At 58.3% G+C, this 20724-nt stretch carries 14 protein-coding genes; 4 read left to right on the top strand and 10 right to left on the bottom strand.

Annotated elements, in window-relative coordinates; genetic code table 11:
• Window positions 1–73 precede the first annotated feature (73 nt).
• The 3 genes from AC2FNN_RS06445 to AC2FNN_RS06435 form a co-directional block, all read right to left on the bottom strand.
• On the bottom strand, window positions 74–2491 hold the full coding sequence (locus tag AC2FNN_RS06445) for a GcvT family protein (protein ID WP_496757389.1): 2418 nt from the start codon (window positions 2489–2491) through the stop codon (window positions 74–76).
• Window positions 2492–2519: 28 nt separating this feature from the next.
• On the bottom strand, window positions 2520–3770 hold the full coding sequence (locus AC2FNN_RS06440; protein WP_496757387.1) for an aminotransferase class V-fold PLP-dependent enzyme: 1251 nt from the start codon (window positions 3768–3770) through the stop codon (window positions 2520–2522).
• Window positions 3771–4011: 241 nt separating this feature from the next.
• Window positions 4012–6486, bottom strand: coding sequence for a CoA transferase (locus tag AC2FNN_RS06435; RefSeq protein ID WP_496757386.1), 2475 nt, complete (start codon window positions 6484–6486; stop codon window positions 4012–4014).
• A 641-nt stretch (window positions 6487–7127) separates the two neighbouring features.
• On the opposite strand from AC2FNN_RS06435, the gene AC2FNN_RS06430 reads away from it, so the two are divergent.
• Together AC2FNN_RS06430 and amaB are read left to right on the top strand one after the other, a co-directional pair.
• Entirely contained in the window at window positions 7128–8234 is a 1107-nt protein-coding gene (locus AC2FNN_RS06430; RefSeq protein WP_496757385.1) for a saccharopine dehydrogenase family protein, read from the top strand.
• A gap of 18 nt (window positions 8235–8252) precedes the next feature.
• Window positions 8253–9749: an L-piperidine-6-carboxylate dehydrogenase gene (gene amaB, locus AC2FNN_RS06425; protein WP_496757406.1), complete on the top strand. Its 1497-nt coding sequence runs from the start codon at window positions 8253–8255 to the stop codon at window positions 9747–9749.
• A gap of 262 nt (window positions 9750–10011) precedes the next feature.
• On the opposite strand, the gene AC2FNN_RS06420 is transcribed toward amaB, so the two are convergent.
• From AC2FNN_RS06420 to AC2FNN_RS06405, 4 genes are all read right to left on the bottom strand, one after another.
• Complete coding sequence (locus AC2FNN_RS06420) at window positions 10012–10791, bottom strand: IclR family transcriptional regulator (protein WP_496757384.1); 780 nt, start codon at window positions 10789–10791, stop codon at window positions 10012–10014.
• A gap of 11 nt (window positions 10792–10802) precedes the next feature.
• Complete coding sequence (locus tag AC2FNN_RS06415; RefSeq protein WP_496757382.1) at window positions 10803–12161, bottom strand: TRAP transporter large permease; 1359 nt, start codon at window positions 12159–12161, stop codon at window positions 10803–10805.
• Window positions 12161–12826 carry a TRAP transporter small permease gene (locus tag AC2FNN_RS06410; protein ID WP_496757380.1) on the bottom strand — a complete coding sequence of 222 codons (666 nt, stop codon included), beginning with the start codon at window positions 12824–12826 and terminating at the stop codon, window positions 12161–12163. The genes AC2FNN_RS06415 and AC2FNN_RS06410 overlap by 1 nt, the downstream gene beginning before the upstream one ends.
• Before the next feature lie 65 nt (window positions 12827–12891).
• The gene (locus AC2FNN_RS06405; protein WP_496757378.1) at window positions 12892–14130 is read right to left on the bottom strand and encodes a TRAP transporter substrate-binding protein; all 1239 of its coding nucleotides are present in this window, start codon (window positions 14128–14130) and stop codon (window positions 12892–12894) included.
• Window positions 14131–14239: 109 nt separating this feature from the next.
• On the opposite strand from AC2FNN_RS06405, the gene AC2FNN_RS06400 reads away from it, so the two are divergent.
• Window positions 14240–15835 (top strand): GMC family oxidoreductase, encoded by a 1596-nt coding sequence (locus AC2FNN_RS06400; protein ID WP_496757377.1) that lies wholly within the window; start codon window positions 14240–14242, stop codon window positions 15833–15835.
• Window positions 15836–15928: 93 nt separating this feature from the next.
• Here AC2FNN_RS06400 and AC2FNN_RS06395 read toward each other — a convergent pair whose 3' ends face one another.
• Window positions 15929–17170, bottom strand: a complete 1242-nt coding sequence (locus AC2FNN_RS06395) for an acyl-CoA dehydrogenase family protein (RefSeq protein ID WP_496757376.1) — start codon at window positions 17168–17170, stop codon at window positions 15929–15931.
• A gap of 2 nt (window positions 17171–17172) precedes the next feature.
• Window positions 17173–18297, bottom strand: a complete 1125-nt coding sequence (locus AC2FNN_RS06390; protein ID WP_496757375.1) for a phosphotransferase family protein — start codon at window positions 18295–18297, stop codon at window positions 17173–17175.
• Here AC2FNN_RS06390 and AC2FNN_RS06385 point away from each other — a divergent pair.
• Entirely contained in the window at window positions 18290–19261 is a 972-nt protein-coding gene (locus tag AC2FNN_RS06385; protein ID WP_496757374.1) for a LysR family transcriptional regulator, read from the top strand. The two genes, AC2FNN_RS06390 and AC2FNN_RS06385, sit on opposite strands and share 8 nt — an antisense overlap.
• Before the next feature lie 76 nt (window positions 19262–19337).
• Here AC2FNN_RS06385 and AC2FNN_RS06380 read toward each other — a convergent pair whose 3' ends face one another.
• Window positions 19338–20633: a glycosyltransferase WbsX family protein gene (locus AC2FNN_RS06380; RefSeq protein ID WP_496757373.1), complete on the bottom strand. Its 1296-nt coding sequence runs from the start codon at window positions 20631–20633 to the stop codon at window positions 19338–19340.
• Window positions 20634–20724 lie beyond the last annotated feature (91 nt).

Raw genomic sequence — 20724 nt, 5'->3', positions numbered from 1 at the left:
CCTGAAGGGCCGAGACAAGGCATCTTTTGGAGCGTCTTGTAGACCTTTCCTGCCTGTAGACGGGATTTGAGCGTTAGCACCGCAGCCTGGCTCCCGACGGGTCGAACGGTGCCTCGGCCAGTACGCGCGCCTTGTGCGGTTTGCCGATGACCTGAATGACCACCTCATCGCCCGGTTGTGCCGTGTTTGGGTTGCGGAACCCCAGCGCCAGCGATTTCCCGACCGAGTAACCGAACGCCCCCGACGTGACACGACCCACGGGCGCGCCGTCGGGGGTAAAGATCGGCTCACTTCCGGTGGCGTCGGCATCCTCGGTCACGTCCAGTTCAAAGATGGACAGGACCTCGCGCGGAGCTTTGTCCTTGATGGACAGATAGGCATCTTTGTGCAGGAAATCCTTGTCCAGCTTGATCAGACCCGTCAGCCCGACCTCTTGCGGCCAGTATTCCTGAGAATATTCCCGCCCCCAGGATCCATAACCCTTTTCGATGCGAAGCGACCCAAGCGCCCGCCCACCCACGGGGCCGCCACCGCAGTCTTTGGCGGCTTCGAGCAATGCAGAGTAAAGCGCGACCTGATCGGTTTCGGCGCAGTGCAGTTCCCAACCCAGATCGCCGGTAAAGCTGACCCGGATGGCCACGCAATCAACACCTGCAACAGTGATCTTTCGCGACCGCATGAAGCGGAACGCTTCGTTGGAAAGGTCTGCATTGGTCAGACGCGCCAGCGCCTCGCGTGATTTCGGGCCGGCGATGTTGAACCCGGCGATGCGGTCCGTTGCGACGTCAAGAGCTGTGCCCTGAGGCATTTCCACCATTTGAAAGAAGCGCTGATGATAGCGTTCAGCCATGCCGGAGCCAATCATCATGTATTCGTCTTCCGCCAGCTTGGTGATGGTGAAATCCCCCGCCACGCCACCGCGGACCGAGATCAGCGGCGTCAGGCAGCTGCGCCCAATTTCGGTCGGCACGCGATTGGCCACCAGTCGGTCCAGCCAGTCATAGGCACCAGGCCCCTTGATCACGTAATTGGCGAAGTTCGAGATATCGATCACGCCCACGCTGTCGCGCAGCATCTGAACCTCGCGCCCGACCGGATCAAACCAGTTCTGACGAGTGAAGCCAGTGGTCTCTTCGGTGCCGGGTTCATCGGCAAACCAAAGCGGGTGTTCCCAACCACAGTTGAGGCCAAAGACACAGCCCATCTGTTTCTGCATCTCGTAGGCGGGGCGCACACGGGCCGGGCGGCCTGCACTGCGTTCTTCATTCGGGAAGTGGATTTTGAACCGATGGGTATATGCGTCTTCGACCCGGGCCTTGGTGAACTTTTTGTCGGCCCAGTCGCCAAAGCGGGCGAGATCCCAGGCGAACATGTCATATTGCGGCTCACCCTCGATCATCCATTGCGCCGCCAGCAGACCCAAGCCCCCGGATTGCGAGAAGCCGGGGATCAGACCGCCGCAGAGGAAATAGTTCTTCAGCTCGGGCACCGGCCCCCAGAGCATGTTGGCGTCGGGCGACCAGATCATCGGGCCGTTGATCACGCGTTTCACCCCGGCAGTCGCCGCAACTGGCACGCGTTCGGTGGCGCGGATCACGTTTTCCATGATCCGGTCCAGATCGTCGGGGAACAGATCATGGGCAAAATCCAGCGGCGTGCCGTCTTCGGCCCAGAATTTCATATCTTTCTCATAAGCTCCGATCAGAAGGCCGTTGCCTTCCTGCCGGAAGTAATATTCGCCGTCGCGGTCAGCGATCGAGGGCAAACGACGGCCCAGGCTGGCGACCTCGTCGATGCTTTCGGTCACGAAATACTGATGTTCGGTCGGTTGCAGCGGCAGGGTCAGGCCCGCCAGCGCCGCCACCTCGCGCCCCCAGAGACCGGCGGCGTTGACAATCCATTGGGCATGAATGTCACCCTTCGTCGTGCGCACGATCCAGCTGCCGTCGGATTGCTGTTCCGTGGCGATCACCGGGCAGAACCGTTCGATGGTGGCCCCCATCGCACGGGCCCCGGCGGCATAGGCATGCGGTACGCCGGACGGATCCACGTTGCCGCCATCGGGTTCGAACATGATGCAGCGGATGTCATCGAACTGCGCCAGCGGGTGCAGCTCTTTGGCCTCTTCCCGGCTGACCTCGTGGAAATTCAGCCCATAGAACCGGGCCTTCGCCTCTTGCAGGCGCAACTGCTGTTCGCGCTCTTCGGTCTGGGCCAGATAGAGCGATCCGGGCTGGAACACTCCGCAGCTTTGGCCGGTTTCCTTCTCCAGCTCTTTGTACAGGTTCATCGTATAGTGCTGGATGCGGGTGATGTTGTTGTTGTCATGCAGACCGTGGATGTTGGCCGCCGCGTGCCAGGTCGATCCGCTGGTCAACTCGTCGCGTTCCAGCAGGATGGAATCCGTCCAGCCAAGCTTGGCAAGGTGATACAGGATCGACGTACCGGCAAGGCCGCCGCCGATGACAACAGCTTGTGCATGGGTTTTCATGAGGGAATGTCCTTGGATATGGCGCGGCTCAGGCGGCGATTTCTTTCATGACGGCAAGGAATTTGGCGACTTCGCCGATCGAGTTGTAGTGACACATCGAGACCCGCACACAGGCGTCATAGCCCAGCGGTGTCAGGATGTTGCCGGAATAGTGATCCGCCTTGCGCAGATGCGTGCGGATACCGTGTTCGTTCAGCCGTTTGACGACCTCGGACGAGGCCACGCCTTCGACACGCAGCGATACCAGACCTTCTCGTGCCGGGTTGTCGGCCCCGCCCAGAATGGTGACTTTTTCCATCTCGGCCAGGCCGCTCAGGTTGCCGGTGCCGTGGATCATCGCGTCGGTCAGCGCCTTTTCCTGCGTATGGATCGCATCACCCGCCGCCAGAAACTTGCCGCGCCGGTCTTCGGCATCGCTGACCTGACTGCCCAGCCATTCGAAATAGGATACGACGTCGGACATCGTGGCATAAGCCCCTGTGTCGCGCGTGCCCATTTCCCAGTTGTCCGCGGGACCATCCAGCAAGGCGTTGTGCTCCAGCGCGGTCAAGCGATCAGAGATCCACGCCACGCCGTAGCCATGGCGCGAAAACACCTTGTAGGGCGAAATCACATATCCATCGACGTCATAGGCGGTCAGATCGATCCGGCCATGCGCTGCGTGCTGAATGCCATCGACGATGATGAAACAATCCGGAGCCACGGCGCGGATGGCCTGAGAGATGGCAGCGACGTCAACGCCCATTCCCGTCACCGGCGATGTATGCAGGATCGTCGCCACTTTGGTATCCGGTGTCACGGCCGCGGCATAGGCTTCGGCCGAGACAGTACCGGTGGCGTCATCATGGGGCACCAAAACGTGGGTTTGCCCGGAAATGCGGACCCAACGATCACAGGCCGATCGCGTCGCCGGGTGTTCCAATGTGGATCCCAGCACAATGCCCGGACCCGTTCCCAGACAGGCGTTCATGATCAGCCGGAACAACAGCTCTGTGCCGCTTTCACCCACAAAGAACTGCCCGCCGGGTGCGTTCATGAAATCCCGCATATCCGCCTTGGCCGCGTTGATCGTGGCGACCAGCGCATGGGATCCCGGATTGTCGCGCCCCTGGTTGTCCGGGATGGCGGCGTAACGAACCGAGTTTTCCAACACTGAATTCAATGTCAGTGCGCCTCCGGCATTCTCGAAAAAGATCCGTTCACCCTGTTCGGGGCAATGATCGATCTGGGCAAAGCGGCTGCGGATTTGGTTCAGCAGGCTTTCAGATATTTGGCTCATGGTCAGTGGTTCTTTTTTCGTTGTGTGTGCAAAGCAGTGCTTTGCCGAACCTAGGACGGTTCTTGCCGCAAGACATGCAAAAAAAACTGTGGCAAAGCGGTTGAATATTCTGTGCAAGTCGCGCGGGTGCCAGCCCAAAGCTTGTCACGACGGATACCGCCCGTCGCCAGGCCCGGGAACCCTTGCCCGTGGCGGCGGATGGCATATCTCCTTGATTTCCGAACCGTCTGTGGCTGGGCGACTACTCGGGCAAGTACTTTTCCGACCAGCTTTCGGCGGCCGATCCAGCAGAGATCATCGCGTCGATATCCTTATCTGCATAACCGACGTTTCGCAAAATGCTGCGAGTATCCGCGCCGTATTTCGGCATCGGTCCGGGAATGACGATCCGGGCGCGTTCGGGTCGCACGGCATTTGGGGCAACCAGATCGCACCACCGGCCCATGGGATGCATGTCATGCCGAATGACGCTGAACGTTCCCCGCGTCAGGTCGATATTCCCGGCACTTTCCGGCTGCAACACGGCGTCGCGCGTGTCATGCAGCGATCCCAGAGGCATGACGGTGCTGGCGGAACCGGAAAACGCCTTTTGCCAGTATTCAACAGGTTGCCTTGCGAAATGATCCGCAAGCGCATCCGGCAACTCCTTTTCCGGCATATCGGCCATACTGGCGAGGTCCGATACACGGCGCAGGGCTTCGCGTAGTGCGGTGGGTGCAGCAAAGAACATCCACCCGTCAGCCGCACGGTAACAATGGTAGAATGGTCCCCAGCCCATAGCTGCGCGCCCGGCTGGTTCGTCAAAGGGCGCGCGGCCTTCGAAATCATATATCAACTGCGCCTGAATAAGGTTGCCGGCCGCCGCCAACGCAGCCCGCGCAATCCCGCCTTTACCGGTTTTCTGCAATCTCAGCAGGGCCGCGCCAAGTGCAACACATGCGCAATAGCCGGTCAGAACGTCAATCGTACCGAAATGCGCATGTTCTTCGGGTGTCGCCATGCCACCGCCAAAACGCACCATGACCCCTGTCGCCGCCTGCGCCAGGTCGTCATACCCCAGATGGTCCGATTTGGGTCCGCGCGCAGGCCCACCAAAGGCATCGAGTTGCACCAGTATGAGGCGGGGGTTGATCGCCGCCAGCTCTTCCTTACTCAACCCCAGGGCATCGCGCTGCTCATCCGTGCCGTTCATGGTGACGACATCCGAGGAGTCGATGAGCCGTCGCAACGCCTGCTTCCCGTCATCCGAGCTCAGGTTCAGCAAAACGCTGTGTTTTCCACGATGTGCGTGCAGGCCGAAAACCACGGTGTTCCACGGATCGACTGATGGCTCTGTCGGCTGAACGGAAGTCACCTGAGCGCCAAATCGCGCCAGCGTGGACCCAATCGTCGGACCGGCGATCACGTTGGTCAGGTCCAGCACCTTCAACCCCTCCAGCCAGCCCTGACCGCTTGCGGCTGGCGGTCCGCTGCGCGGCGGTTCGGCAAGGATCGTTGAAACGGGTGCGTCATCGGGATCGGGGCCCGGTTTTTTGACCAGCGCAGCGCCATCATCCGCAAGCCACGCAACATTTCCCATCTGCTTCATGTTCCCATGACGCGGATCCTCTACCTCCAACACCAGACCCGAGGCCAAAGCGTGCGGATCGGCCAGCCATTCCTTGCTGAACCGTTGCGCCGTTCCGGGCGCCTTGGCAGACCCGAAAAGGGCTTCCCACTCATGAGAGGGCCTTGTCAGAAACGCCTCTTTCATCGCCTCGGATATACGCGCGCGATCCCTTGCTCCGACGGGGTAGTTGCGCAGCGACCATTCATCCGGCCAGTCTGCGGTATCGAGATAGGCGTCGAAGTCCGGCAATTGATCGGCAAGGTCTTTGAGGCCTAGCGTCTCCAACACCCGCCGCGGGTGTGTTTTCACACTGCCCGCGACCACATAGAACCCGCGCCCGTCGGCGCAGGCATAAGTTCGATAGAAAGGGTCCAGGAACTCTTCCAGTTCCGCAAAGCTCAGATCCGTTGGCAAGCCTTCGGCTGCGCGCCTGTCAAGTTCCACTTCGCGAGGGGACTTGTAGCGTTCGGGATAGTCTTCAATCTGCTCACAATTGTAGACCAGCCCTTCCAGCAAGGCCGAAGCCAGAGGCACCTCGATGTGATCGCCTCCGTTCCGGTCACGTGCAGCCAAAGCGAACTGCACGGCCATCGCGCCGAACGAAGCGCCATAGGCGGATGCCAGCGTCAAAGGTGAAAAGGATGGGTTGATGCCCATCAGGCGCCGGTTCAGCCCCATATCCGTGAATTGCCCGGTGCGGGCCGCGATCACGGCCTCCCACGCCGGAAGATCGGCCAGCGCGGGATCGGTTGAGGCAAACCCCGGCAATGACAATGACACGATGCGCGGATTTATGTCGCGCAGAGCTTTCGGACCCAGGCCCAGCCTCTCCATCACGCCGGGCCGGAAATTCTCGATCACCACGTCAGCCCGCGCCACAAGCTTGCGCGCGACCTGCAAACCCCCTTCGGATTTGAGGTCGATCGTCACGGCGGTTTTGCCGCGTGACAGCATGTCTGTGGCCGGTTCTTTCAATCTCGGGCCACCGGGCGGGTCGATGCGGATCACCTCTGCCCCCAAATCGGCAAGCATCATGCCAACAAGTGGACCAGCCAGGTACTGACCGAAGTCGAGGACACGAATATGATCGAGCGGCCTTGCAGTCATTCGTTGTGACCCTCCCAGGGTGTTTGGTGTGTTTGTTGCGAAGCGGCTTGAAGGCAAGAGGTCACACCGCCCTTCCCGGAACAGGCAGAGTTTTCAGCCTTGGGACATAACGCGATCAATGCAACACCTGCCCTTGTTCAACCCGCGACAAGGCGGCCGCGACCGAGCTTCTCAGCTTTCCCCGGCGACCGCTGGACGTACCATGCAGCCGTGCAAAGCCAGGAAGTTGTTCGATTTGACCAAGCTATGTCGCAAACGAGAAACATCGCTCAAAATTCCGCGTTGACGCATACTTGGTTGCATTCCGAGGCCCGGATGGAAGCGGATCAATCGCCTTGCACGATCACCGGACCGTTGCGCCGGAAGTCAGAGCACAAGGTCTGAGACTCGCTTATGAAAGTGGGACTTCCCAGGTGTCAGGCGCCGCAAAACAAAAAAGGTCACGGCGCAATCGGGCCAAAGGCCACGCTGGCAGGTGGCAGAACCTGTCGCGACACATGAGCGGCAATTGCGCTTTCGTTAAAATATCGCTTTTTCCGACAATATGACAGTCAATTACATCAATTCGTCAAATTGGCACCTATGAATTGTCGCGGCTGCGCGTCACGCTTGGAACAGGATAGGAAAAAGCGGAGATCTTTATGTCCTGGAATGTGTGCGTTGTCGGTGCTGGAAAGATCGGACAGATGATTGCAACCCTGTTGAAAGGTTCGCCGAATTACTCTGTGACGGTCGCTGATCATGATCTGAAAGCGCTTGGTGATATCTCGAAGATGGGCATTGGAACCAGACAGATCGATGCCAATGACGCGGACGGGCTGGCCCGGGAACTGACCGGTTTCGATGCAGTCATTTCGGCAGCGCCGTTCTTCTTGACCCCTTCGATCGCCAAAGCGTCCAAAACGGCGGGTGCGCATTATTTCGACCTGACCGAAGATGTTGCGGCCACGAATGCGGTGCGTGAACTGGCCGGGAACAGCGCGACTGCGTTTATGCCGCAATGCGGTCTGGCGCCAGGTTTTGTCGGTATCGCCGGGGCTTCGCTGGCGGCGGAGTTTGACGAGATTGACAGCCTGCACATGCGGGTGGGGGCATTGCCGCTTTATCCGACCAACGCGCTGAAATACAACCTGACCTGGTCCACCGACGGGTTGATCAACGAATATTGCAACCCATGCGATGCCATCGTGAACGGCAAGCTGGTCAAGACCGCGCCGTTGGAGAACTATGAGATTCTGGGCCATGACGGCGTGGAATACGAATGCTTCAATACCTCGGGCGGTCTGGGTACGTTGCCGGAAACGCTGGAAGGCAAGGCGCGGGATGTGTCCTATCGCTCGATCCGCTATCCGGGTCATTGCGATATCCTGAAGCTGCTTTTGAACGATCTGGGACTGGAACGCCGCCGCGACCTGCTGAAAGAGATATTCGAGGCCGCCCTGCCCCGCACCGATCAGGACGTGGTGCTGGTATATTGCACCGCTAAGGGCAAGATTGATGGCGTACTGCGCGAAAAGTCCCTGATCAACAAATCCTTTGCCCGCACCATCAACGGACAGGTCTGGAGCGCCATTCAGGTCACGACCGCCGCAGGCGTGCTGGGGGTGGTCGATCTGATGCGGATCGGAGCACTGCCTTCGAAAGGCTTTGTCCGGCAGGAGCAAGTCAAGCTGAACGATTTCCTCAACACTGAATTTGGCCAGCTGTATCGCGCTGGTGACGTCACCGAACAGAACAAGGCGGCCTGAGATATGAAAGACATCGTAATGACAGCCCAAACCACGCTTGCGAACCTGGATCTGACCGAGGCCCAACTGAAAGGCGGCACGCTCAAGGTTACGTCGCCGATTGACGGAAGCCTGCTGGCCGAAGTGCTCGAGACGCCGATCTCGGACATGGACGCCATCTTTTCCCGTGCCAAAGCCGCGTTCAGGGAATGGCGCGTGGTCCCCGCCCCGCGCCGGGGTGAACTGATCCGCCTGTTGGGTGAAGAGCTGCGCGCGGCCAAGGATGATCTGGGCGCGCTGGTCAGTTGGGAAGCGGGCAAGATCACCTCGGAAGGTCTGGGCGAAGTGCAGGAGATGATCGACATCTGTGACTTTGCCGTCGGCCTGTCGCGTCAGCTTTATGGTCTGACCATCGCGTCCGAACGCCCCGGCCACCGGATGATGGAAACCTGGCATCCTGCTGGCCCGGTTGGTGTGATTTCCGCGTTCAATTTCCCCGTCGCGGTTTGGTCATGGAACGCTGCTCTGGCCATCGTGTGCGGTGATCCGGTAATCTGGAAACCGTCCGAAAAAACCCCGCTGACAGCGCTGGCCTGTCAAAAGATCTTCGAACGCGCCCTGGCCCGGTTTGGCGATGCGCCGGACGGTCTTCTGCAAACGCTTATCGGTGGCGCTGATCTGGGAAAAACACTGGTGGCCAGTGAAGATGTTCCGGTGATCTCGGCCACAGGATCGACCCGCATGGGCCGCGCTGTCGCCCCCATCGTCGCACAGCGCTTTGGCAAGTGCATTCTGGAACTGGGGGGCAACAACGCAATGATCATCGGCCCTTCGGCTGATTTGGAGATGGCCGTGCGCGCGATTGTCTTTTCGGCAGTTGGTACCGCCGGTCAACGCTGCACCACGTTGCGTCGCCTGATCGTGCACCACTCGATCCGCGAAGAACTGGTGAGCCGTCTGAAAAAAGCCTATTCGGGTCTGCCCATTGGCAATCCTCTGACAGACGGCACGTTGGTTGGGCCGCTTGTGGACGAAGCGGCGGGCGCGGCGATGACCGCAGCTTTGAAAGCCGCCGAAGCGGAAGGCGGTTCGGTGTTCGGTGGCAAACGCGTTACCGAAGGCGTTCCGGCAGGCGTTTACATGGAACCCGCGATTGTCGAAATGCCGGGTCAGACCGCGACCGTGAAAACCGAAACCTTTGCGCCGATCCTCTACGTCATGGGCTATGACGATTTCGACGGCGCGGTAGAGCTTCAGAATGACGTACCGCAAGGCCTTTCATCCTGCGTGTTTACCCTGAACATGCGCGAGGCCGAGCAGTTCCTGTCTGCGGCCGGATCCGATTGCGGCATTGCCAACGTCAATATCGGGCCCTCAGGGGCAGAGATCGGTGGCGCCTTTGGCGGAGAGAAGGAAACCGGCGGCGGGCGCGAAAGTGGTTCGGACGCGTGGAAAGCCTATATGCGCCGTCAGACCAACACCGTGAATTACTCGGCCGAGCTTCCACTGGCCCAGGGTGTCAAGTTCGACATCTGAATGTCGCGGGAAAATTGTCGGGCGAAAGCTTGAAAGGCCCGCAAATACGCCACCCGGGACGCCCAGTCCCGGGTGTTATGTTCTGCATGTTGAGGCGGTCTTTTGGCCAAGGGTTCCGATGCCGGCGCGACGACGGCCATTCCGGTGCTGATGGATTGTCATGTGTTTTGGCAAGAGGCCTTCCGAGGCTTTGCGGCATCCTCGATACAACTGCCACAAACGGCCGTCGGCCTGATTATTGCCGGTCATCCCGTTGCGCCATTTACTCGCCCAACAGCAGCGACAGTTTTTCCGCCCCCCGGCGCAAGGTGTCGAGAAAAGACTTCAGACTGCCGACATCATGCCGTTGCGTCGGGGCATGAACTGAAAGAGTGGCAACCAGCCTGCCCTGCGCGTCCTGCACCGGCACGGCAATCGCCACCATGCCCGCCATGAATTCTTCGTCGTCGGTGGAAAATCCCCGCTCGGCCGTGATCTTGATTTCACTCAGCAGGGCCTTCGGCTCTGTCAAAGACCGGGCGGTCTGTTCTTTCAGCTTTCCGGCTGACAGAAACCCATTCAAAGTTTTGGGGCGCAAGGTGGAAAGGTACATCTTGCCACTGGCCGTGCAGTGGAACGGCACCTGGGTTCCGATCGGCAATTGAATCCGCAACGGCCATTTGGTTTCCACCCGATCAAGATAGATCATGCCTTCGCGATCCGGGGTGGCCAGATTGCATGTTTCGCCCACTTCGTCGGCCACACCGCGCAGGATGGCGAGACGCGCGGTCCGCAGATGCTCGGCGGACATGGTATTCACGGACAACAACCGCAGTCTTCTGCCCGGACCATAGGACCGCCCGTCAAGATCGCGTTGCAGGAACCCTTCTGCCTCTGCCGTTTGCAGCAGGCGATGGATGGTGGGTTTGGCCAACCCCAATGCATCGATCAGATCCGAGGGTTTGACCGCCACGCCGCGCCGTGCCACCTCTTCCAGGATCAGCAACAGGCGCAGGTTGGTGGGAATCTGAGTTTCTCTGTCTTTTTTGTCGGTCTCGGCCATCCCTTCACATTCTAGTTATTTGGCAGAAGGATCAAGGCCAGTCCGGGCACCAGCGACACCAATATCCAGACCGATAACAGGGCCACCAAGTAAGGCACCGTATAGCGCAACAACCGGAAATACGGCACACCTGTCACGCCTGAAGCGACGTAAAGGTTAAGCCCATATGGTGGTGTAATAAACCCGATGGACGCCCCGACCAGGAAGACGACCGAGAAATGGATTGGATCAATTCCGACCGAAGCCGCGATCGGCGCCAGGATCGGGGCCAGGATGATCGTGACCGGAAGGCTTTCCAGCACCATGCCCGAGAAGAAGACGATCACCATCGATGTGAACAGAACCGCATGGTAGCCCCCCATGGAGGTCACGAAGTTTCCGATTGTTTCCTGTGCGCCAAGCAGGGACAGGATTTGCTGCATCACCACCGAAATTGCGATCAACGGTGCCAGGATACCCGTAATCTGGGCAGACCTGATAACGATTGAGGGGATTTCAGGGATCGTGAATCCTTCGACCACGAACATTTCAGCGAAACTCTTTTCGGTTGGCGGTATACCGTTCCGGGCCCCCATGATGCGGTTGATGGGGTAGCTGACCAGCCCCGCAATGACACAAAAGCCCACGGTCACACCCGCGGCCTCTGTCGGAGAGAACTTGCCAGTATAAATGCCCCAAAGCACAAGACCGATGGCGAAAAAGCCGAGCCAGGCACCAAAGGCGGTTTTCAGCACCCGGTTCAATTGCAGTGGGATCAGATAGCCCCACCCGTTCATGCGGCAGATGATCCAGCACGCCAGTTGCATCCCGACGACCATCAGCGCACCGGGCAGAATACCGGCCACAAACAATTCTGAAATCGGCAGGTTCATCAGAAACCCATAGACGATGAAGATGATCGAAGGGGGGATGATGATTCCGACAGTACCGCCCGCAGCAGCGGTCGCGGCGCTGAACCGTTCGTCATAACCGCCCTTTACCATCTCGGGGTGCAGCATCGACCCGATGGTCGCCGTCGTGGCCGAGTTCGACCCGGAAATCGCCGCGAACAGCCCGCAGGCACCCAGCGACGCCATTGCAAGCCCGCCGCGTATCCAGCCCAGGCAGGCATAGGCAAAATCACTGAGCCGTCGCGCGATACCGGATTTGTTGATCAGGTCTCCGGTCAAGATGAACAGCGGCATCGCCAACAGGGCGAAGCCCTTGTTGAAGACGTTCAGCAGTTCGGCCCCCATATTGTCCAGTGTCAGGCCAAGGACAAAGGAACATCCGATGACCCAGTAGCCGATGACCAGCAGCACCGGAACGCCCAGCATGAACAGAAAGGTGACCCCCAGCGATATCAGTGTAACAAGTGTTCCGTCTGTCATCAGTCTGCCCCGATCACGGCCTGCTTGATCAGCGGCTCGCCTGTTTTCCAGTTGTGCAAGTCGTCGGCGAGGTTCTGAAACACGCGACCGACCATCAAGAAGAATGACAATGGTGCAGCCAGCAGGAACCACCACTGCATGATATTGTCCGTGCCCAGTACGATCTGAAAGTTCGAGGCCGAAAGCGCCACCAGTCGCGAGGTGGTCACGATGACGATCACCGCAAAGATGAACCATAGCACCGCGTCAAGAAACAGGCAGGCCAGTTGCCCGCCGCGGGGCATGGCGGTACGGAATTCACTGAAACTCAGATGGGTGCGCAGACGCACATTATACGAGGCACCAAACCATGCCATCACCATGAACAAAAGCGGAGGAATGGTCGTGGACCAGGGCTCCTGATCATTAAAGACAAACCGGTCGATCACGCCCCAGAAAATGATCAGCGCTATAGCCAAGTAAGAGTACACCATAACCGAGCGTTCAAAATGACGTTCAATGAACGGCACCTTGCGGTAGATCAGCATGACCAACAGACCCCCAAGCGCTGCAACGACCGCACCGACGATCCACGCAGCATCGGATTCCAAAGCTGATTGAATCTCAAACGAATCTTGGCTGAGAAAAGCGCTGAAAATAGCGCCAATGTCTGCCCATAGTGACATGAACCCCGTCCTCCCAGTCGGTGTTTAATTGAACCGGCCCAAATGGGCCGGTTCTGGCAGCTTAATCAGGCCTCGCCCTTCCACCAACGGCGCGGTTCGACATTTTCCGGCAGAGTGTCCGCCGGGATCTCGCGCGCGATATCGTAGATTTCCTGGTATGTGTCGATGCCACCGGCCCATTTGTTCAGCCGTTCACGCCACTGCGCCCACGGCTCGGGGTTGTAGTTCGGGGCGCACATTTCTTCGGCCAGCTTGATCTGGTCGTCCGGCAGGAAGGCCGGGCGCACGCCGTTTTCCGCAAAGATGGTCTGCGGCAATTGCGGATCCGAGAACCCGACGGTATTCAGCAGCGCCGCTTCGTTCGCGCCCTGGATCAGGGCCTGGGTGAAGTAGGACGATTCCATCACGGCATCCTGCAATTCACCGCCCAGCCCGTCGAAGACCTTGGCAGACATCGAGGTATGTTCGGTACCGCAGAAGAACTTCAGGTTCACCGATTGCGAGACCACAGGTGCCATGTTCGCATACGCCACCGCCGAGGCCCAGGTTTCCGCACCGTCGATCAGACCGGTCTTGAGCGCATCCAGCGTTTCTTCCCATGCCACCGGCACGGGGTTCAGGTTCAGCAGCTGCATCGCGATCCGACCCAGCTGCGTACCCGTCACGCGGTTCTTGGTGCCGAACAGCTCTTCCAGCTTGGTGACGGTCGGCTTGTCGGCAAAGGTCGAGCCCATTTGCAGACCGCGCAGTTCACAATGGGTGAACAGGAATTTCAGCCCGTGACGCTTTTCAAGCGGGTCGCGCAGGATGCGCTGGCTGGCGGGGCTGTAGAAGAAATGATACTGCGCCGCCCGGCTGGGGAACATGTAGGCATAGTCCAGAACGTTCAGATAAGGCGCACCGCCGGCCGAATTCTGGGTCGAGGCTGCGTAGATATCGACGATTCCCTGCTGCGTTTTTTCAACACAGCTGAGTTGTCCGCAGATCTGGTTGTCGCCGATGAACTCGATCCGAATCTCGCCATCGGTCCGTTCTTCCAGGTCGCGTGCAAATTCGATGGCGCCGGCGCGCTCGATCAGCAGGTTGCGGGTGTTGAAGCCCGACGCACCAAATTTCAACGTGTGCTTCGGCTCTTTCGAAAAGCGTTTTTCATACGTGGATTCCGCCGCCTGCGCCAGATTGGCCAGGCTCATCGCGCCGCCAAACCCTCCTGCTGCAAGCAGCGTCGAGCTCATGCCATAGCGCCCTGCCACCCGGAAAAAATCCCGCCGTGAAATACCACTCAGTTTCCGACCAATCTCCATTGCTTACCTCCCTGTTCGCAATTAATGAGACATTTTGTATCAAAAAAGGCTAGTATACTTCTTGCATCTTGCATAGAGTTTTTTTCAACGACGTTGGAAGGAGGCGGTCATGGAAGTGGATTATGCGGTAGTTGGCGCGGGGTCTTCGGGCTGTGTCATCGCCAATCGGCTCAGCGCCGACCCCAACACGACCGTCGCGCTGTTAGAGGCCGGCGGCCGCGACACCAACCCCTGGATTCACATCCCGGTTGGCTATTTCAAAACCATGCACAACCCTTCGGTGGACTGGTGTTACAGGACCGAGCCCGATCCAGGCCTGAACGGGCGCTCGATCGACTGGCCACGCGGCAAGGTGCTGGGCGGCTCATCCTCTTTGAACGGTCTGCTCTATGTGCGCGGCCAAAAGGAAGATTATGACCGCTGGCGCCAGATGGGGAATGTCGGCTGGGGCTGGGAAGACGTGCTGCCTCTGTTCAAACGCAGCGAAGATCAAGAGCGCGGCGAAGACCCGTATCACGGTGTCGGAGGGCCGCTGTCGGTATCGAACATGCGCATTCAGCGACCGATCTGCGACGCTTGGGTCGCGGCAGCGCAAGCCGCCGGATACCCGTTCAATCCGGATTACAACGGCGCAAGCCAGGAGGGCGTAGGGTATTTTCAGCTGACCACCCGCAATGGGCGCAGATGCAGCTCGGCCGTGGCGTATCTGAAACCCGTTCGAAACCGGCAAAACCTGAACATCATCACCAACGCATTGGTGACACGCATAACGCTGGATGGAAAACAGGCGACAGGACTTGTCTATCGGGATCGCGCGGGCAATGAGAAAACCCTGAAGGTACGGCGCGAAATCATCCTGTCCGGCGGTGCAATCAACTCTCCTCAGATCCTGATGCTGTCGGGTATCGGCGACCCGGACCACCTGAAGAAAAACGGCATCGATCCGGTCCATGCCTTACCCAATGTCGGCAAAAGATTACAGGATCATTTGCAGGCCCGTCTCGTTTTCAAATGCAACGAGCCCACATTGAATGACGAGGTGCGCAGCCTGATCAATCAGGCCCGCATCGCGCTCAAATACGCTTTGTTCCGCGCAGGTCCGATGACCATGGCGGCCAGCCTTGCGACCGGATTCCTGAAAACACGCCCGGACGTGGAAACACCCGACATTCAATTCCATGTACAGCCATGGTCCGCCGACAGCCCCGGCGAAGGCGTACACCCGTTTTCCGCCTTCACCATGTCCGTGTGCCAGCTGCGACCGGAAAGCAGGGGTGAACTGCATCTGAACGGCCCGGACCCTTCACAGCATGTAAAGATCATACCCAACTATCTGTCGACGGAAACGGATTGCCGAACCATCGTCGACGGTGTGAACATCGCCCGCAGAATCGCACAGCACAATCCGCTGGCATCGAAGATTTCCGAAGAGTTCCGCCCGACGTCACAACTCTCGACCGACGATTACGAGGGCACGCTGGACTGGGTCAGGTCGAATTCCGTTTCGATCTATCACCCAACAGGCACCTGCGCGATGGGTACGAATGAAACCGCAGTCGTTGACCCCGCGCTAAAGGTGCGCGGCATCGGCAACCTGCGGGTCGCGGATTGTTCGATCATGCCCGAAATCGTCAGCGGCAACACAAACGCCCCCGCGATCATGATCGGAGAAAAGGCAAGTGATTTGCTTGCCGCCGGAACATAGCGCGGCAGGCCGCGTATCCGAATGCCCAAGAAAACTGGGCAACTCGGATTGCGTGACTCAGAGAACGTCCGGGGATGCCATCCCTGCCCTGACCTACCGCAGCGGCGGTGTCAGCCACTGCGCCGACATCCCATAGTTGGAATTCTTCAACTCCTGCTTGGCAATAGCCTGAAGATGGACCTCGTCCGGTCCATCCGCATAGCGCAACGCCCGGGCCCAAGTGTAACTGTCGGCCAATGGCGTGTCGGGCGTCATGCCCATTGCGCCAAAGACCTGCATTGCACGATCCGTAACCTTTGCATGAACCTGGGGCGCCACAACCTTGATCAGGGATATTTCGCGGAAGGCCTTTTTCGCCCCCACCTGATCTATTTTCCAGGCCGCCTTCAGGGTCAACAACCGCGCCTGTTCAATCTCTAACCGGGATTTGGCGATCCATTCACGGATCACGCCCTGTTCCGAGAGTTGCTTGCCAAAGGTCTTCCTTTCTTGGGCGCGTTCCACCATCAGGTTCAATGCCATTTCCGCCGCCCCGATCGAGCGCATGCAGTGATGAATTCGCCCCGGCCCAAGCCGCGCCTGAGCCAATGCAAATCCGCTGCCTTCTTCGCCCAGCAGATTGCCGACCGGGACGCGCACGTCCTTGAACACCAGTTCGGCATGGCCTTCGGGATCGTGCATGTTCAGGATCGTCGGATTGCGCACGATCTCCAAACCGGGCGTATTTTTTGGCACGATGATCATGCTTTGCTGTTTATGGCGATCGGCGTTCGGGTCGGTTTTGCCCATGACGATGAACAGTCTGGTATTGGGGTGGCACGCATTGGTGATGAACCACTTGCGGCCATTGATGACATATTCATCACCCTCGCGCCGGATGGACGTCGTTATATTGGTCGCGTCCGAACTGGCCACGTCGGGTTCGGTCATGGCAAAGGCCGAGCGGATCTTGCCATTCAACAGCGGCACCAACCAGTCTTCGCGCTGCTCGGGTGTGGCGAACATGTGCAGCAATTCCATGTTTCCGGTATCCGGCGCGTTGCAGTTGAAGACTTCCGAAGACCAGCTCACCTGGCCCATCAGCTCGGCCAGGGGCGCGTAATCAAGATTGCTGAGCCGCGTTCCGGGCTCATCATCCCGCAGGGAGGGCAGGAACATGTTCCAAAGCCCTTCGGAGCGGGCCAGCGACTTGAGGTCTTCCATGAACGAAACGGGGAAATTGCCGGCTTCTATTTCCTCTTTGTGGTCGCGAATGCGCGGATAGATATGCGCCTGCATGAAAGCTTTTAGCCGGTCGTGCATTTCCGCGGCGCGTGGCGATAAAGCAAAATCCATTGTCATCCTCTTTGGTGCGTTGCAGCGGCGATTTCGTCGAGCGCCATTTGCGCCAAAGGGGCCACCAGACCCTTGAACGCCATTGCGTTCTCGTTCGATGCATTTCCCGCCAGCGCACGGCTGTAAACACCCTGTGCAATCGCAGCCATCCGAAAAAAGGAAAACGCCAGATAGAAAGTCCAGTTTTCAATCTCCGGCAGATCGCGCAGCGAACAATACTGCTCGATCATCTCAGCTTCGGAAGGGATGTTCAAAGCGGCGCGATCCAGCCCTTGAAGCCCCCGGATCAGACCGGTGGGCGGCAATCTGAGACACACACAGAAATAACCCAGATCAGCCATCGGGTGGCCCAGCGTCGACAGTTCCCAATCCAGAATCGCGGTGATCTGCGGGGCATCCGAAGCGAAGATAAAATTGTCTATGCGAAAGTCACCGTGGATCAGACTGACCGAACCGTCTCCATCGGGCAGATTGTGGGACAGCCAGCCCATAAGCTGTTCCATCTCGGGAAGGGTACTTGTTTCTGCGGCGCGATACTGTTTGGTCCAGCGGCTGTACTGGCGTTGGAAATAGTTTCCCGGTTTGCCGAAGTCGGACAAGCCGACGGCGCCTGTGTCAACCGAATGCAGCGCGGCCAGAACCCGGATCATTTCGTCGAACACCGGAGGATGGTCGGCCACGTCCAACTCAGGCAGCGCCGGGTTCCAGAAAATCCGGCCCTCCTGGAAGCTCATGACATAGAACATGGAACCGATGACATCCGTGTCCTCACACAGCACGTAAGGTTTGGCGACCGGAACCGCGGTGCCATGAAGTGCCTTGAGAACACGAAATTCCCGATCCACGGCATGGGCCGAGGGCAGCAGGTCGCCTGGCGGTTTGCGGCGCAGCACGTATTTCGAACCACCGGCCTTCAGCAGATAGGTTGGGTTCGACTGCCCGCCCGAAAACTTCCGATAGGACAATGGGCCGGCGAAACCTTCGATATGGCGCCCCAAATATGTCGAAAGCCGCTCGGTATCGAGTTCGAGGCCGGATGAGGTCATGCATGAAACTCCGTATTCCGCCGGGATGCCATACAGCTTACCGCCCGCAATGACATTTGTGAAATTTACTTGCATGATCATCAGCATAATTCTGGTGAATGACGTGACGACCAAGCTCAACAAGATCGACCTAAACCTTTTTGTTATTTTTGACGCCATCTATACCGAGCGAAATCTGACCCGCGTTGCCGAACGCCTGTCGATCACGCAACCGGCCGTCAGCAACGCCCTGACCCGGTTGCGCAAGACACTGAACGACCCGCTTTTCGTGAAGACCGGCACGGGGATGCAGCCCACGGCGCTGGCAGAGAGCATTTCGGACAGGATCTCAGCCGCTCTTCACCAGTTGCAAGCCGCATCAGCGCAGGGTGAACGGTTCGACCCGTTCACCAGCAAACGCCTGTTCCGGGTCAGTTTGGTCGACCTTCACAGCCTCATCATCCTGCCCGGGCTTTTGTCCGGGTTTCAACGCACGGCACCCCAGGTCGAACTCAGCCTCGTGCGCATTCCCCGCCGGGATACGCGCAAGGCGTTGCAGCAGGGCACAATCGACATCGCGTCGGACATTCCGATGCCGGACAGTTCGGATCTGATCAGCCGGACCATCATGAAGGACCGTTATGTTTGCGCCATGCGACCCGACCACCCGCTGGGTTCGGGCCCATTGTCGCTGGAGCGTTATCTTCAGCTGACACATCTGCATGTTTCCTCACGACCTCAGGGGGCGAGTCCTGTCGACATCGTCCTTCGCAAACTGGGCGCGCGGCGCAACCTCGGGCTTCAGATGCAAAGCTATCTGAACATCCGGGATATTCTGCACAAGACAGACATGGTTGCCACGCTGACCGAATGCAGCGCGCGTGAAATGGGGCTGCGCATGTTGAAGCTGCCGGTTGAAGTGCCTCCGATCGAACTTCGCCTTTATCGGCATATCCGTTCCGATGGCGACGAAGCCGTACAATGGATGTTCGACCAAATCGCAGGTCGCACCGGCAGACCAAATGATCCAGAACAGCATCATAGGGTCGACCCGAATTTAGGCTGACCCGCTGGCAACATGTGTCGTCAGAATATCGGCGGCGTCAACTTTTTGGCCCTCGAAACCAAAAAGGTCCAAAACATCAAGTGCTTATCTGACTTTCAGATTTCTTGGGTAACGCGTCATACGTCGCCTGAAGATAGGCAAAGCCGTATCTTCGGTCAGGCTCCAGATGAGTCCCCTCTGCCCACTCGTTCCACGCGTTTATGAAAACGATTTTTTCGTCCGCACTGTATTTTTCCTGCGCAAGAACCTGGCGGCACAAATGTTCCGTCCAGCGCTTGTAGGCATCAATCGTGAACCGTCCCATAATCCGAGGGGCATCCTGATTGCGCGCGGTATTGTCCCACGAGAGTGTGGAGGACCGAAACAGCTTGTACCGGGGTTCCGGCTTTTGAAGTTCTGCCTCAACCACGGCCTGGTAATCCAGAACCGCTCCGGTGAACTCTGGGTTGTAGATCCCCATCTCATCCGTGATGTCGGTGCGCTTTACCTGATGCGGAGGGAACTCCATAGCAGCGTCAAAACCCAGTTTCTCGGGGTCGCCGATATCAAAAGTCTGAGCGGCTATGAGATACAGGTCTGGCTCGCCCCAGCTTTGTGCCTCTTTTCGCCAAGCCGCGGTCGTTTCCTCGATATTCGGTATGATGTTCGCTCGGTAAACGATGAAAACCGGCTTCCCATCAATCCGAATATAGCGCGGATCATCAAAGTACTTGCGTATGTGACGCAGAAGGTTCAGGGAATCCTCGATCGAATGGTTCTGCGCGATAAGAACGTCATGCGCTCGCCCGTCCCAGCGGCGCGTCCAGTTTTCATTTGCCCATGTCAGGCAAAAAGGCATGTCGACTTCCGGATTGCCCAACATTTGTTCGAGCGGGTGTTCCATCAGGGTCTTTCCGCCGAACCAGTAGTAATAATAGGAGAACCCTCCTATCCCGTAAGATTTTGCGATCCGCGCCTGCTCGACCATGATCTCGGGCAACCGCAAGTCGTAGTAACCCAGATGAATCGGACAATGAGGTTGGTAATGGCCCGGGTAATTCGGAACCGCCTTTCCGACATTGGACCATTCGGTAAAGCCTTTGCCCCACCATTCATCATTCTCTTTGAAGGGATGAAATTGCGGCAGGTAATGCGCAATTGCACGTACTGCGGGTTCCGCTTTCGCAGGCGGGCCGAAGGGTTTGAACTCTTCAGCCTGCCCAACGGCTTCAAAACCCTGCCTGTTTGATTGCCCCGGTTTGTCCCAACCCCGTTTGGGGTCTCTTTTCTTGGCTGAATTTCTGAACCGCCTTGCCGTACGTGGCGACAAAGGAGGGCTGAGTTTCGACGCAGCGGTCAGCAAATAATAAATCAGGGTATCTTTGATGGACATGCAGTTTCTCGTACTAAGGCGCGTCGTGCCGACTATGACAAAGAAAACCTTTTTTTCCACGCAAAGCACGAGACAGAGTTGCATGACAAGT

This window comes from Ruegeria sp. BHSA118, from assembly GCF_059613405.1.
The sequence above is the reverse complement of the archived record's forward strand: the minus strand, read 5'-3'. Positions and strand labels throughout refer to the sequence as shown.

Bases quoted from the DNA above. Each gene is read 5' to 3' on its own strand.
- AC2FNN_RS06395 (WP_496757376.1), bottom strand. From the start codon at position 17,170: ATGGATTTTGCTTTATCGCCACGCGCCGCGGAAATGCACGACCGGCTA.
- AC2FNN_RS06440 (WP_496757387.1), bottom strand. From the start codon at position 3,770: ATGAGCCAAATATCTGAAAGCCTGCTGAACCAAATCCGCAGCCGCTTT.
- AC2FNN_RS06385 (WP_496757374.1), top strand. From the start codon at position 18,290: ATGATCATCAGCATAATTCTGGTGAATGACGTGACGACCAAGCTCAAC.
- AC2FNN_RS06415 (WP_496757382.1), bottom strand. From the start codon at position 12,161: ATGACAGACGGAACACTTGTTACACTGATATCGCTGGGGGTCACCTTT.
- AC2FNN_RS06400 (WP_496757377.1), top strand. From the start codon at position 14,240: ATGGAAGTGGATTATGCGGTAGTTGGCGCGGGGTCTTCGGGCTGTGTC.
- amaB (WP_496757406.1), top strand. From the start codon at position 8,253: ATGACAGCCCAAACCACGCTTGCGAACCTGGATCTGACCGAGGCCCAA.
- AC2FNN_RS06420 (WP_496757384.1), bottom strand. From the start codon at position 10,791: ATGGCCGAGACCGACAAAAAAGACAGAGAAACTCAGATTCCCACCAAC.
- AC2FNN_RS06405 (WP_496757378.1), bottom strand. From the start codon at position 14,130: ATGGAGATTGGTCGGAAACTGAGTGGTATTTCACGGCGGGATTTTTTC.
- AC2FNN_RS06430 (WP_496757385.1), top strand. From the start codon at position 7,128: ATGTCCTGGAATGTGTGCGTTGTCGGTGCTGGAAAGATCGGACAGATG.
- AC2FNN_RS06390 (WP_496757375.1), bottom strand. From the start codon at position 18,297: ATGATCATGCAAGTAAATTTCACAAATGTCATTGCGGGCGGTAAGCTG.
- AC2FNN_RS06410 (WP_496757380.1), bottom strand. From the start codon at position 12,826: ATGTCACTATGGGCAGACATTGGCGCTATTTTCAGCGCTTTTCTCAGC.
- AC2FNN_RS06445 (WP_496757389.1), bottom strand. From the start codon at position 2,491: ATGAAAACCCATGCACAAGCTGTTGTCATCGGCGGCGGCCTTGCCGGT.
- AC2FNN_RS06435 (WP_496757386.1), bottom strand. From the start codon at position 6,486: ATGACTGCAAGGCCGCTCGATCATATTCGTGTCCTCGACTTCGGTCAG.
- AC2FNN_RS06380 (WP_496757373.1), bottom strand. From the start codon at position 20,633: ATGTCCATCAAAGATACCCTGATTTATTATTTGCTGACCGCTGCGTCG.